The 13361-nt window shown below is 68.8% G+C and carries 13 protein-coding genes; 9 read left to right on the top strand and 4 right to left on the bottom strand.

The window, feature by feature from the left end:
- Positions 1–3 precede the first annotated feature (3 nt).
- Genes ACETK8_RS12955 through dsbD form a run of 3 tightly spaced genes read right to left on the bottom strand, consistent with a single transcriptional unit; the run spans position 4 to position 3384 of the window.
- The gene (locus ACETK8_RS12955) at positions 4–678 is read right to left on the bottom strand and encodes a DsbA family protein (protein WP_374036330.1); all 675 of its coding nucleotides are present in this window, start codon (positions 676–678) and stop codon (positions 4–6) included.
- Between the two features lie 22 nt (positions 679–700).
- On the bottom strand, positions 701–1495 hold the full coding sequence (locus tag ACETK8_RS12950) for a TlpA disulfide reductase family protein (RefSeq protein ID WP_228184665.1): 795 nt from the start codon (positions 1493–1495) through the stop codon (positions 701–703).
- Positions 1492–3384: a protein-disulfide reductase DsbD gene (dsbD, locus tag ACETK8_RS12945; protein ID WP_374036329.1), complete on the bottom strand. Its 1893-nt coding sequence runs from the start codon at positions 3382–3384 to the stop codon at positions 1492–1494. The genes ACETK8_RS12950 and dsbD overlap by 4 nt, the downstream gene beginning before the upstream one ends.
- A 62-nt stretch (positions 3385–3446) precedes the next feature.
- Here dsbD and ACETK8_RS12940 point away from each other — a divergent pair, with 62 nt between their 5' ends.
- The 3 genes from ACETK8_RS12940 to trhA all read left to right on the top strand — a co-directional run bounded on the left by ACETK8_RS12940 (position 3447) and on the right by trhA (position 6448).
- Complete coding sequence (locus ACETK8_RS12940) at positions 3447–4100, top strand: response regulator (protein WP_008264155.1); 654 nt, start codon at positions 3447–3449, stop codon at positions 4098–4100.
- Positions 4097–5425, top strand: a complete 1329-nt coding sequence (locus ACETK8_RS12935; RefSeq protein ID WP_374036328.1) for an ATP-binding protein — start codon at positions 4097–4099, stop codon at positions 5423–5425. Before ACETK8_RS12940 ends, ACETK8_RS12935 begins: the two co-directional genes overlap by 4 nt.
- Before the next feature lie 357 nt (positions 5426–5782).
- Positions 5783–6448 (top strand): PAQR family membrane homeostasis protein TrhA, encoded by a 666-nt coding sequence (gene trhA, locus ACETK8_RS12930; RefSeq protein WP_374036327.1) that lies wholly within the window; start codon positions 5783–5785, stop codon positions 6446–6448.
- Here trhA and ACETK8_RS12925 read toward each other — a convergent pair.
- Positions 6445–7338: a LysR family transcriptional regulator gene (locus ACETK8_RS12925; protein WP_374036326.1), complete on the bottom strand. Its 894-nt coding sequence runs from the start codon at positions 7336–7338 to the stop codon at positions 6445–6447. The genes trhA and ACETK8_RS12925 overlap by 4 nt on opposite strands.
- A 131-nt stretch (positions 7339–7469) precedes the next feature.
- On the opposite strand from ACETK8_RS12925, the gene ACETK8_RS12920 reads away from it, so the two are divergent.
- The 6 genes from ACETK8_RS12920 to ACETK8_RS12895 all read left to right on the top strand — a co-directional run bounded on the left by ACETK8_RS12920 (position 7470) and on the right by ACETK8_RS12895 (position 13301).
- Complete coding sequence (locus tag ACETK8_RS12920; protein WP_374036325.1) at positions 7470–8525, top strand: NAD(P)-dependent alcohol dehydrogenase; 1056 nt, start codon at positions 7470–7472, stop codon at positions 8523–8525.
- Positions 8526–8587: 62 nt separating this feature from the next.
- Positions 8588–9004, top strand: coding sequence for a (R)-mandelonitrile lyase (locus ACETK8_RS12915; protein ID WP_374036324.1), 417 nt, complete (start codon positions 8588–8590; stop codon positions 9002–9004).
- A 38-nt stretch (positions 9005–9042) separates the two neighbouring features.
- Positions 9043–10026 (top strand): aldo/keto reductase, encoded by a 984-nt coding sequence (locus ACETK8_RS12910; RefSeq protein ID WP_374036323.1) that lies wholly within the window; start codon positions 9043–9045, stop codon positions 10024–10026.
- A gap of 49 nt (positions 10027–10075) precedes the next feature.
- Complete coding sequence (locus tag ACETK8_RS12905) at positions 10076–10951, top strand: helix-turn-helix domain-containing protein (RefSeq protein ID WP_374036322.1); 876 nt, start codon at positions 10076–10078, stop codon at positions 10949–10951.
- A gap of 89 nt (positions 10952–11040) precedes the next feature.
- Entirely contained in the window at positions 11041–11415 is a 375-nt protein-coding gene (locus tag ACETK8_RS12900; protein WP_374036321.1) for a BlaI/MecI/CopY family transcriptional regulator, read from the top strand.
- Positions 11412–13301: a M56 family metallopeptidase gene (locus tag ACETK8_RS12895; RefSeq protein WP_374036320.1), complete on the top strand. Its 1890-nt coding sequence runs from the start codon at positions 11412–11414 to the stop codon at positions 13299–13301. The genes ACETK8_RS12900 and ACETK8_RS12895 overlap by 4 nt, the downstream gene beginning before the upstream one ends.
- Positions 13302–13361: the final 60 nt, after the last annotated feature.

Here is a 13361-nt window from a genome sequence, read left to right as displayed (position 1 = left end):
GTCTCAGCGCAGCGGTTGTCCGGAGCGGATACGACCGATCACGGCTTCGAGTTGCGCCTGGGGCATGCCGCCGGGGATCAGATTGCCGTTGATGATAAAGGCGGGCGTGCCCTGCAGGGCCAGGGCCGCCGCTTCTCGGCCGTTTCGGTCGAGCACCGCGTCGATGTCTGCGCGGTGATCGGCCAGGTCCTGATTCAGGCGCGCCATGTCCACGCCGGCCGACTGGACCAGACGCGTGATGTCCGCCTGGTCGCCGATGCGCGACGGCGACAGCATGAAGGCGTTATGGACGGCCTCGTATTTGCCCTGATAACCGGCGGCGAGGGCGGTCCGGGCGGCGGTCTCCGAGACGTCGCCGAAGATCGGCCAGTCCTTGTACAGGACGCGCACCTTGGGGTCCGCCTTCAGCAGGCCGTCGATCTCCGGCTGCATCTTCTTGCAGTAGGGGCAGTTGTAATCGACGAAGCCGATGATGGTTACATCGGCGTTTTCGGCGCCGATGAAGGGCGCTGCTGGGTCGCGCAGCAGATCGTTGAATCCGACCTGAGCGATGGCCGGCATGTCCTGTCCAGAGGCTGCGGAAGGATGGGCGGGCGCCGCGCCGTTGTCGGCGTCGGCGGGGCCGCAGGCGGCGAGCGCCAGAACGGCGGCGAGGGCAGGGGCGAAGGTGCGGTTCATGGAAGCTCCGTGAGGCGAAGGGTCAGTGCAGACGCGCGATTTCGGTCGCGATCTGTTCGGGGGCGATTTCCCCCATGTGGGCCTTGGCCAAACGGCCGTCGGCGTGGAGGAACAGGGTCACCGGAATGCCGGCCGTGCCGTAGTGGCGCGGCACCGCCATGGCCTCGTCGAACAGCACATGGTCGAGGGCCAGCCCCTGGCTCTGAAGAAAGGCCCGAACGCCGGCTTCGCCCTCGCCCTGGTTGACGAAGAGGAAGCGCACATTCGGATGGGCTTTCTCGGCCTGGGCCAATGCCGGCATCTCTCGTCGGCACGGCGGGCACCATGTGGCCCAGAGATTGATCACCGTGGGCCGGTCGCCCGGAGCGGAGAGGTCAATTGGCGGGGCGTCCATCGCGGCCAGGGTCAGGGCGGGCGGCGCCATGGGCTGCGTCGCCGAGGCCAACTGATGGGCGGTGGTCCAAACCAGGGCGCTGGCCAGCACAGGCGCAATGGCCCAGGCACGTTCGCGCGTCGTGCGCAGCAGCAGGATCGTGGCCAGGATCACGACCGGCGCGATCCAGATCCAGCTGAACCCGCCCTGCCAGATCGCGAGCGCTCGCCACGGGTCGGCCCCGAAATACTCCCAGTGCGTCGCCACGTGACCGAGGCGGGCGGCGGCCAGACCGCCGAAGACCAGAACCGTGCTCCACAGATTGAAGCGCGGGCTGACCCGGCTGGCCAGCAGTCCGGCGCCGATCATGAAGACGAACACGCCCGCGATGATGGCGAACCGCTCGCCGGACAGGACGACCGGGCCCAGGGTGATGGCGTTCATGCGGCGGCTCCGGCGCTCTGCAAGGCGGATGCGACATCTTGGGCCGACATCTCTCCGATCAGTCGGCTGCCCGGCGCTTCGGTCGCCGAGGGCGAAAGGAAGATCATAGTCGGCGGCCCGACCGCCCCGTGCCGCTCAAGAAGCGCGCGCGCCTCGGGCGTGCTGCGCGTGACGTCGACCTTGATGAGGTCGGTGTTCGAAAGGCCGGCGATGACGGCGGGGTCCTCGAACACCGTCCGCTCGATTACCTTGCAGCTGACGCACCAGTCAGCGGTGAAATAGACCAGGGCGGGACGTTCGCGCGCGCCGGCATCGGCGACGGCGCGGTCCAGCGCCGTCTGATCCAGCACGACCGCTGCGGTTTCGACCGGCGCGGCGGCTGCTAGTCCAGCGGGACGCGCCAGGGGCTCAAGCGGACGCCAAGGGTCGTCCGCCCCGAGGCTGAGGCCGACCAGCAGCAACAGGCCCCAGGTCGCGGCCGCCAGGCCGGCGACACGGGCGACGCCGTTTCTCAGGTTCGGGCTGAGCGGCTGGAACAGGCCGAGAGCCGCCGCCAGACCGAGCGCCAGCGCCGCGCCGAGAGCGAGCGTCGCCGTCGGCGGCAGGATGCGGCTGGCCAGCCACCAGGCCATGCCCAGGAAGATGAAGCCGAACAGCATCTTCACCCGGTCCATCCACGGCCCGGCCTTGGGCAGGAAGCGCGCGCCGACCGTGCCGAACACGATCAAGGGCACCCCCTTGCCCAGGCCCAGGAAGAACAGGGCCGCCGCGCCCAGCCCAACGTCGCCGGTCTGGGCGATGTAGAGCAGGGCGCCCGCCAGGGGCGCGGTGACGCAAGGGCCCACGATAAGGGCGGAGACGAAGCCCAGACCTGCGGCTGAGGGCAGGGACCGCCGGCCGTCGCCGCCGTCGCGGGACAGGCGGCTGGTCCAGGCCGAGGGCAGTTGCAACTCGAAGCCGCCGAACATGGAGGCGGCGAGAACGACGAAGACGACAGCCAGAGCGCCGACGGCCCAAACCGACTGGAGCGCCATCTGCAGGTTCTGTCCGGACCAGGCGGCCGCGACGCCCAGGAGGGCGAAGGCGATGGAAAGGCCCAGCACATAGGCGACCGAGAGCATCAGGCCTCGGCGCGTACCGCGCCCGTCCACGCCGCGTCCGATGACGCCGGCCAGGATCGGATACATGGGAAAGACGCAGGGCGTGAAGGCCAGCAGCACGCCGAAACCGAAGAAGGCGAGCAGGACCCAGGTCGCCCCGCCCTGCAGCGCCAGGCGATCGACGAAGCCCGGGTTGGCGTCCAGAGTGACCGCCGCCGATGACGCGACCGGCGAAGGCGCCGACTCTCTCTCGTCGTTCTCGGGCGCGGGTGCAGCGCCCGGCGCCTGGATCGCCAGCATGGCCGCGGCCTGTGCGGTCTGCGCATCGGCCTCCCGCGCGGCCACGTCAGCCTGCGGCCGGGTCGGCACGTCGATGGTGCGCGTCATTGGCGGGTAGCAGATCGAGTCCTCGAGGCAGCCCTGATAGGTGATGTTGACCGACGTCGGCTCACCCGCCTGCGTCAACGTCTGCGCCGACAGGGTCGCGCGACCCGCGTCATGCCAGACGTCGACGACGCCGAAGCCCGGATCGTCCTTGGTTTCGCCGGCGGCCAGTTCCAGCGGCAGAGACTCCTTCCCGCCCGGCGTGCTGGCGACGGTGTGGTCACGATAGAGATAATGGCCAGGCGCAATGTCCCAGGCGAAAGCCAGATCGCCGTCAGCCTCACGCGTCACCGTCAGGGCGAAGGCCTTGTCGGGCGAAAGCGGGGCCTGACCCAGAGCCGAGCCCGGCAAGGCAAAGGACAGGATTGCGAGAGCGGCGGGCAGCAGTCGGCGGAAAAACCTCATGGCCATCTCGTCGGCAAGCGAGCTTAAGTCAGGCTTAAGCCGGAGCTTGCACGTCACGCCGCATGAGATTGCTCGCCATAGAAGACGATCCCGTTCTCGCCGACGGCCTCCAGGTCGGGCTCAGCGCCTGCGGCTGGACGGTCGAAGTCGTCGGGCGGGTCGAGGACGCCCTCGCGGCGCTGGAAAGCTCGGCGTTCGATGCGGTCGTGCTGGACCTGGGGCTTCCTGACGGCGACGGCCTTTCGGTGCTGCGTTTCGTTCGAGAGCGCGACATGGATGTCGGCGTGGTGGTCTTGTCGGCGCGCGATGACAGTCGGGACCGCATTGTGGGTCTGGACGCCGGCGCGGACGATTATGTCGGCAAGCCCTTCGATCTCGACGAGCTGGCCGCGCGATTGCGCGCGGTGCGGCGTCGCCTGCTTGGACGCTCGACACCCGCGTTGCGCCATGGCGGGGTGACCATCGATCCCAAGTCGCGTCTGGCCTGGCGCGAAGAGGGCGACCTGCCCCTCTCGAGACGTGAGTTCGCTATCCTGGAGGCCCTGATGGAACGGCCCGCACAGGTCCTCTCGCGCAGTCAATTGGAAGAACGCCTGTACGGCTGGCAGGAGGAGATTGGCTCCAACGCCGTGGAAGTGCACATCCACTATTTGCGGGCCAAGTTGGGCGCCGGCTTCATCCGCACCGTGCGCGGCGTGGGATACACCCTGCAATGAGCTCGATCCGCCTGCGTCTGTTCGTCACTCTCGCGCTCGTGACCGCCCTGGTCTGGGGCGGCGCGGTCGTCTGGGTCGAAATCCAGACCCGGGCCGAAGTGCAACGGGTGCTGGACCGGCGCCTGATGGAGTCGGCCCGCATGGTTTCGTCCTTGATGCAGGCCGGCAGCGTGCGCCCGGCGATCCAGGCTCCGGACACCGGGGCCGCCGATGTCTATGACCGTCAGCTCTCCTGCCAGATCTGGTCACTGGAAGGCGATCTGATTGGTCGGTCCCAAAGCGCGCCTGCGGAGCGATTGTCGGAAGGGGGCGACGGATTTTCTGAGCGCACGATCCGGGGCGAGCGCTGGCGCGTCTATACGGTGCATGATCGTGACGCCGGTTTTCGGGTGATGGTTGGGGACAATCTGGCCGTTCGCGAACACCTGGTCGGCAATGTCGTCACCGCCTTGATCGGTCCGGCGGTCCTCGGTCTGCTGGCGCTGGGCGTGCTGATCTGGTGGTCGGTTGGGCGGGGGCTGGCCCCTATTCGACAAATGACCCGCAGCCTTGCGGTACGGGATGCGGAAGACCTGACGGCGTTGGACGTATCGCCGGACGCCCGCGAACTCCGTCCCTTCGCCCTGGCGCTGAACGACCTGATGTCACGCCTTGGCGCAGCGCGGCGTCGCGAGGCCGAGTTCACGGCCGCCGCCGCGCACGAGTTGCGTACGCCTCTGGCAGGCCTGCGTGTCCAGGCGCAGATTGCGGCGTCGTCTTCGGACCCTGCCGTTCGAAGCCGCGCGCTGGAGCAGATTCAGACCTCTGTCGATCGCACCGCCCGCCTCGTCACGGGGCTTCTCGCCCTGGCGCGCGAGGACGAGATGCCGGTTAGCGACGAGGATCGCCGCTGGGTGACGCTCCGATCGCTGTTTGCAGGAGCGGAAGGCGATGGTCGGGTCTCGTTTGTCGATGGTGACGCCCTGCTCAACGTGGATCCAGATCGCTTCGGGGCAGCGGCCGCCAATCTTCTCGCCAACGCACAGGCGCACGCAGAGTCTTCAATCCTGATCAGCTACGACCCGACTTCCGGACGCTTGATCGTCGAGGACGACGGACCGGGCGTGGCCTTCTCGGATCTGCATCGTTTGGGACGGCGCTTTTTCCGCGCGTCGAATGCCCCTACCGGAGGGAGCGGTCTGGGCCTCTCTATCGTCCTCGCCACTGTGAAGGCCCATGGGGGACAGGTGCAGTTCTTGCGCTCGCCAGGAGGCGGTCTTCGTGTTGAGGTGACAATTCCGGAGCAGGCGTCGGAGTCTTTGAACAACTCGACCAAGCGAGACTGACGGTATCAACCGGCTTCAGTGGCGTCTGTTGTCGGTTTGATGATACGGTATAGTCCAACTGCCTATTCGCTTGTCATAGCGGTGCTGGTTGGTCTTGAAGCAGAGTTGCCTGCCGATAGATGGCGACATCACTAGAATTTTATTACGTCGAATTTCACCAATGAATTCAAAAGCGCTGTCCAAGTGACGGTAGCTCGCGCGGTATGGTGCGCGGATGAGAGAAAAGGCGCTGATAAATCAGCGCCTTCTGGTCTATTGAAGGATCGAGTGGGAGTGATCCCGCCCCATTTCGTCCACTTCGTTTGCGCATGATCGGTGAACGGGCGACAGTCGTCGTCCCATTCCCAGGCTGAAGCCATGACCACCACGCCCCTGCCACCCCGGCACTATCCGACGCCTCGCGCCAAATGCGCCGATCTGGTCGTTCACCTGACCGGGCTTGCGTTCGCCCTGTTCGGGGGAGGCGTGCTGCTGGGCCTGTCGGTGGCGCGCGGAGACACGGGTCTGGTCGCCGCCGTGGCCGTCTACGCCTTGGGCATGCTGGCCATGCTGGGCTTCTCGACCGCCTATAATTTCGCCAAGCCCCAGTGGCGGCCGCTGCTGCGGCGACTGGACCACGCCGGCATCTTCCTCATGATCGCGGGCTCCTACACCCCGTTCACGACGCACAATCTGGAAGGCGCCTGGGCCTGGGCGATGACGGGCGCCGTCTGGGGGCTGGCGACGCTGGGCGCGCTCGGGAAGCTGTTCCTGCCGGGCATTGGCAAGGGGCTGTGGGTCGCGGTCTATATGGCGCTGGGCTGGCTGGTGGTCATCGCCTTCCAGCCGATGGTCGCCCACGGCTCGTGGATCGCCCTTCTGCTGCTGGCCATCGGCGGCGTGCTCTACATGACCGGAGCGGTCTTCTACGTCCGTAAGAAGCTGAAGTGGTTCCGCGCCATCTGGCATGGCCATGTCGTGGCCGCCGCCAGCGTCCACTGGGCCGCCGTTCTGGTCGGCGTGGTCCTGACCACCACGCGCTAGCCTCGATACCGCAACGCCTCGACCACCAGGGAGAAGGCCGGGGTGGGCTGTCGGCGGCTAGGGTAATAGAGGTGATAGCCGGGGAAGGGGGGCGACCAGTCCGCCAGCACCTGGACCAGGCGACCCTCGGCGATGTGCTCCGCCACCTGGTCCTCCATGACGATGCCGAGGCCCAGCCCCGCGACCGCGCCGCGCACCATCAGGGTCATGTCGTTGATGATGACCGGCCCGTCGACGCGCACGTTCACCGGCCGGCCGTCCTTCTCGAACTCCCAGACATAGAGACCGCCCCGCGTCGGCAGGCGCAGGTTGATGCAGGCGTGGTCGGTCAGGTCCTGCGGCGTAATCGGCATCAGGCGGTCGGCCAGATAGGCGGGCGAACCGACCACGATCATCTTCACCAACGGCCCGATCGGCACGGCGATCATGTCGTCCGACAAGTTTTCCCCCAGCCGCACCCCCGCATCGAACCGCCCCTCGGCCAGGTCGATCAGCCGATAGTCGGTGGCGATCTCCACCGTGATGTCGGGGTAGAGGGGCAACAGCCTCTCCAGCGCCGGCCACAGGATGGTGTGGGCCGCGTGCTCGCCGCAGGTGATGCGGATGGTCCCTGCCGGGCGGTCGCGCAGTTCGCTGAGCGCATCGATCCGCGCCTCGATCCCGTCGAAGGCTGGACGCAGGGTCTCCACCAGCCGCTCGCCGGCCTGGGTCGGCGACACGCTGCGGGTCGTGCGGGTCAGGAGACGCAGCCCCAGCCGCGCCTCCAGCCGCCGGATCGTGTGGCTCAGCGCCGACTGCGACAGGCCGATCTTCGCCGCCGCGCGGGTGAAGCTGCGCTCCTCGGCCACGGCCAGGAAGGCGGCCAGATCGCCCAGCTCGTCCCGCTTCATTCATGATCTCCATTCATAGGATCATGCGACGTATAGCGACTAATCGGTTGCGATGTCGCGGCCTAGGTTTGCGTCATCGACGGGGCTGGCCATGCGCCGCTCCGCGTCCGCCGTTTGAAGGATCGCTCCCCATGAAGACCATCGGTTACGCCGCACAATCCACGACCACGCCGCTGGCCCCCTGGGCGTTCGACCGCCGCGAGCTGCGCGGCAACGACGTGCAGATGCAGATCCAGTATTGCGGCGTCTGCCACTCCGACCTGCACCAGGCGCGCAACGACTGGGGCTGGTCCTCCTATCCGGTGGTGCCGGGTCACGAGATCGTCGGCGTCGTCACCGCCGTCGGCCCGGACGTCAAGAAGTTCAAGGAAGGCGATCGCGTCGCCGTCGGCTGCATGGTCGACAGCTGCCAGCACTGCGACCAGTGCGACAAGGGCGAGGAACAGCTCTGCCGCCACGGCAACACCCAGACCTACAACGGCAAGGACCGGATCACGGGCGAACCGACCTACGGCGGCTATTCCAGGGATCTGGTGGTGCGCGAGGAGTTCGTGCTGCGCATGCCCGACGGCCTCGACATGGCCAAGGCCGCGCCGCTTCTCTGCGCCGGCATCACCACCTGGTCGCCGCTGAAGACCTGGGGCGTCAAGGAAGGCAGCCGCGTCGGCGTCATCGGCCTGGGCGGTCTCGGCCACATGGCGGTCAAGCTGGCCGTGGGCCTGGGCGCCCATGTCGTGGTCCTGAGCCGCACCGCCGACAAGGAAGCCGATGCGAAGGAGCTGGGGGCGCACGAACTGCTGGTCTCGTCCGACAAGGCGGCGATGAAGGCGGCGGCGAACAGCCTCGACCTCATCATCGATACCGTGCCGGTGAAGCACGACCTCAACCCCTATATGACGCTGCTCGACATCGACGGGACCCTGGTCATCGTCGGTCAGCTTGGCCCGATGGAGGAGATGTCGACCCTGCCTCTGCTGATGGCCCGTCGCCGCGTCTCCGGCTCGCCCATCGGGGGCATCCGCGAGACCCAGGAGATGCTCGATTTCTGCGCCGAGAAGAACATCCTTCCCGACGTCGAAATGATCCGCATGGACGAGATCAACCACGCCTTCGACCGGATGGAAAAGTCCGACGTCCGCTACCGCTTCGTCATCGACATGGCGACGCTGGAAGCTCCGGCGGCGTGATCGAACACGCGCTTGCGCTCGTCATGGCGGGGCTGACGCCAGCCCCGCCGCAGGAGATCGTCATGAGCGACACCACCATCGTCCGCAACGGATCGACCCCGGCCGCTGCGGGTTCGGCGGACTATTTCACCGAGACCGTGCGGATCGAGAACCCGTTCGCCCAGATCCCGCCCGCGACCCTGCGCGGCGCCGTGGTGCATTTCTCGCCCGGCGCTCGCACGGCCTGGCACACCCATCCGCTGGGTCAGACCCTGGTGGTCACCCAGGGGCTCGGCTGGTTCCAGCGCGAGGGCGGTCCGGTCGAGACCATCCGCCCCGGCGACACCGTCGTCATCGCTGCCGATGAGCGCCACTGGCACGGTGCGACGGCCACCACCGGCATGAGCCATATCGCCCTTCAGGAAGCCCTGAACGGCGAGGTCGTCACCTGGATGGAACAGGTGAGCGACGAACACTATCTGGCCGGCCCGACGTCCTGACGCCGCCGCCGACCTCCTTCTCCCCAAGGAGTCTGCACATGAAAAAACGTACTCTCGGAAACTCCGGCCTGGAGGTCTCGGCCCTCGGCCTCGGCTGCATGGGCCTGTCGTTCGGGCTCGGCGTCCCGGTCGAACGCAAGGACGGCATCGCCCTCTTGCGCGGCGCGGTCGAGCGCGGCGTGACCTTCTTCGATACGGCCGAGGCCTATGGGCCCGGCGACAACGAGGACCTGCTGGGCGAGGCGCTCCAACCGTTCCGCGACGAGCTGGTGATCGCCACCAAGTTCGGCTTCAAGGGCGGCAAGGTCGCCGACGGCCTCGACAGCCGTCCAGAGAACATCCGCGTCGTGGCCGAGGCCTCGCTGAAGCGGCTCCGCACCGACGTCATCGACCTCTTCTACCAGCACCGCGTCGATCCGAACGTGCCGATCGAGGATGTGGCCGGGACGGTCCGCGACCTGATCGCTGAGGGCAAGGTGAAGCATTTCGGCCTGTCCGAAGCCGGCGCCGCCTCGATCCGCAAGGCGCACGCGGTCCAGCCGGTCGCGGCCCTGCAGAGCGAATACTCCCTGTGGTGGCGCGAGCCCGAGGCGGACATCCTGCCGACCCTGGAGGAGCTGGGCATCGGCTTCGTCCCGTTCAGCCCGCTCGGCAAGGGCTTCCTGACCGGGGCGATCACGACGGAGACCGAGTTCGACCCGTCCGACTTCCGCAACACCGTGCCCCGCTTCGCCGCAGAGGCGCGTCAGGCCAATGCGAAACTGGTGGAGGCGGTGACCGCCATCGCCACGGCCAAGGGCGCGACGCCCGCCCAGATCGCCCTGGCCTGGCTGCTGGCCCAGAAGCCCTGGATCGCGCCCATCCCCGGCACGACCAAGCTGCATCGTCTGGACGAGAACCTGGGCGCTCTCGACGTCGAACTGACCGAGGCGGATCTGGCCGAGATCGGCGCGGCCCTGTCGGCGATCCGGGTGGTCGGCGACCGCTACAACGCCGCCAACCAGGCCCGCATCAACCGCTGACAGCAAGACCGGTCAGGACGGCCCGTCCTGACCGGTCCATAGTCGGCGCATGGACACCGCGCCGACATCCTTCGCCGACCGTCTGACCGCCATGGTCGACTGGATCGAGGCGCATCTGGATGCGCCGCTGACGCTCGCCGCCATCGCCGAACGTGCGGGCCTGTCCCCCTATCATTTCTCGCGCGTCTTCTCGGCCCGGATGGGACGGAGCGTGATGGCGCATGTGCGCGCCCGCCGCCTGATCCGCGCCGCGCGCCGGCTGGTCGACGACCCCGATCTGAAGCTGGTCGATCTGGCCTTCGACTGCGGGTTCGAGTCGCAAGAGGCCTTCACCCGCGCCTTCGTCCGCATCTTCGGAACCTCGCCCGGCCGTTTCCGGCGCGGTTTCGCCGTCACCCCCATGGAAGGACAATACCCCATGACCGCCGCCACCCACGCCGCCGCCGTCGTCCAGTTGCCGGACCTGAAGACCATGGAGGCCTTCACCGTCGCCGGCCCGTCGCGCCGCTTCGACCAGGCGGACAAGTCCGACATCCCCCAGCTCTGGACCCGCCTGATCGGCGCCCTGCCGTTCGAGGGTCAGGTCGCTAGCTGGAACACCTATGGCGTCGTCTGGGGCTTCGACCGGGAGGAGGGGAGTTTCGCCTACATGGCCGGCGTCGGGGTCGAGCCGGACGCCACCCCGCCCGAAGGCTTCGAACTGAAGGCCATTCCTGCCGCCACCTACCTCGTCTTCCGCATCACGCTCGACGGCTCGGCCGTGCATCCGCAGATCAAGGCGGCCATGGAAAGGATCTGGGGCGAACTGGTCCCGGCCAGCGGGCTGACCCTGGCCGAGAGCCCGGATTTCGAACTCTATGACGGCGAGTTCGAGCCGACCACGCCGGGCGTCACGCTCGATTTCCACGTCCCCGTGAAGCGCTGACGGACGCCTGTCGAAACCTTCATTCGCATGCCCCAATCCCGCCTCAATCCGCTACAAATGTAACGCTACAAATGTAGCGGAGACTGGCGATGATCGAGAGCTTGCCGAGGCGGGAACGAGAGGTGTTCGAAATCCTCTGTCGCCTGGAGGTCGCCACCGCCGCCGCCGTGCGTGCGGCCATGCCCGATACATTGAGCGATTCCGCCGTCCGCACCCTGCTGAAGCGACTGGAAGATCGCGGGCTGGTGTCGCGGGCGTCGGGCGGGGACGGGTTCGAGTATCGGCCCGTGCCCCGTACCGAAAGCGTCGCCGCCGGCGCCCTGAAGCGGATGGTCGACACCTTCTTCGCCGGCTCCGCCGCCAGCGCCGCCACGGCCCTTCTGGGCATGGGCGAACCGCTGAAGGCCGATGAGATCGCCGCGCTGGAAAAACTGCTCGACGCCGCGCGGGAGAAGGACCAGTGAGCGCCGCCCTCCTGATCGCCCTCCTGGCCAAGTCGTCGGTGGTCGCGGGTCTCGGCCTCGGCCTGTCCCACCTGATCGCCCGCCGCGCCGAGGACCGGGTCGATGTGCTCCGCGCCACGGTCTGCATCCTGCTGGCCCTGCCGCTCTTCATGGCCTTCGGTCCGGCGCTGAGCCTGGCGCTCCTGCCCGCCGCGGAGCAGCCCTTGCCGCCGCCAGCCCTGTGGAGCGGCGACCTGCACCCGGTTCAGGGCGTCACCGTCTCCGGCTCGCTGCTGCTCCCGTCGCTGGGCCAGACTCTCGCCCTGGCCTGGAGCGTCGGCGCCCTGATCGTCGCGGGCCGGTTCGCCGCCGGGGTCTGGACCCTGTCGCGGTGGACCGAGGCCGGTCGTCCGGTGAAGTCCGACGCCTGGACCGAAACCCTCAAGCCCCTGACGCCCGCCGCCCGGCCGGTGCTGAAGACCAGCGACCGCATCGCCAGCCCGCTCAGCTGGGGTCTGCACCCAGGCGCCGTCCTGATCGACCCGGCCACGCTCAGCCGGCCCCAGACGGCCGCAGCCGTCATGGCCCACGAGCTCGCCCACATCCGCCGTCGCGACTGGCTGTTCCTGGTCCTGTCGCGGCTGACCCTGGCCGTCTTCTGGTTCAACCCCTTGGTCTGGCTGCTGCACCGCGACCTGATCGAACGCTCCGAGGAGGCGGCCGACGCCGTCGCCGTGGGCCAGGTGGACCGCCACGCCTACGCCCGCGCCCTGATCGGCCTCGCCGCCGCTCCGGGGCCGCTGAACACCCCTCTGGCCGCGACCGCGATGGCGGGCGACGGCCGCTCCCTGAAACGAAGGATCGCAACCCTCATGACCGACAAGACCCCCGTCCGCCGTCCGGCCGTCATCCTGACCGCCGTCGCCGCCCTGGCCGCCGTGGCCACGCCCATCGCCGCCCTGGAGCTGCATTCGCGCGGCGCCGAGCCGACCCCGGCCGTCTTCGCTTCGCCCGCCGCATCGCCCGCCGCCCAAGCTGCCCCGTCGACCGCGCCCAAGGCCGCCGCAGAGCCCGCCGAGGCCCGTCGCGGCTTCTTCAATCTCGCGGCCCTCGGTTTCCCGCCGCCGGTCCCGCCCGCACCGCCCGCGCCCCCGGCTCCGCCTTCGCTGATCGTGCCTCCGGCCCCGCCCGCGCCTCCGTCCGCACCCCTGGCGCCTCTGGCTCCCCTCGGCATGATCGCCCCTCCGGCACCCCCCGCACCGCCTGCGCCTCCGGCCCCGCCCGCGCCGCCGCCGGCCTACAGCGGCCAATACACCTTCAGCTACAACGGCCGCAGCTGGGAGGAGCTGACCCCGGCGGAGCGTCAGGACGTCGAGGAAGCCCGTCAGGCCGCCGTCGAAGCCCGTGAAGCCGCCATGGAGGCCCGCGCCCGCGCAACCGAGCAGCGCGCCCGCGCCGCCGACGCCCGCGCTCGCGCCGAAGCGGATCGCCACAACGCCGAGGCCCGCCGGGTCCAGGCCGAGTCCGTCCGCGTCTCCGCCGAACATGCCCGCGCCATGGGCGAGCAGGCCCGCCAGATCGGTCTGGCCCATGCCGCCGAGGGCCGTCGCGTCGCCGCCGAAGCCCGCGCCAACGCCATGGCGGATGCCCGCCGCGCCCGCGCCGACGCCCGCGTCAACATGCGGCTCGGGGCCGAGAACATGCGTCGCGGCGCCGAACAGCTCCGTCAGGAGAGCCGCCGTCTGGAGGATCCGGCCTATCGCGCCCGCCAGATCCGCGAGAACGCCGCGCGCGGCAACACCGTGACCGACGCCGAGCTCCAGGCCGCCGGTCGTCGCATGCCCGGCCGGGCCGCCGAGATGGAACGCCGCGCCGACGAACTGGAAGCCCGCTCGCGCGACGCCTGATCCGCCGGGGAGGCGGTTCGACGCAAGCCCGCCCGATGGCCGCGCCGAACCGCCTCCGCT

Origin of the sequence: Brevundimonas staleyi, from assembly GCF_041893865.1 — a bacterium.
Taxonomy (GTDB): Bacteria; Pseudomonadota; Alphaproteobacteria; order Caulobacterales; family Caulobacteraceae; genus Brevundimonas; species Brevundimonas staleyi.
This window is presented reverse-complemented; position numbering and strand designations above follow the sequence as displayed.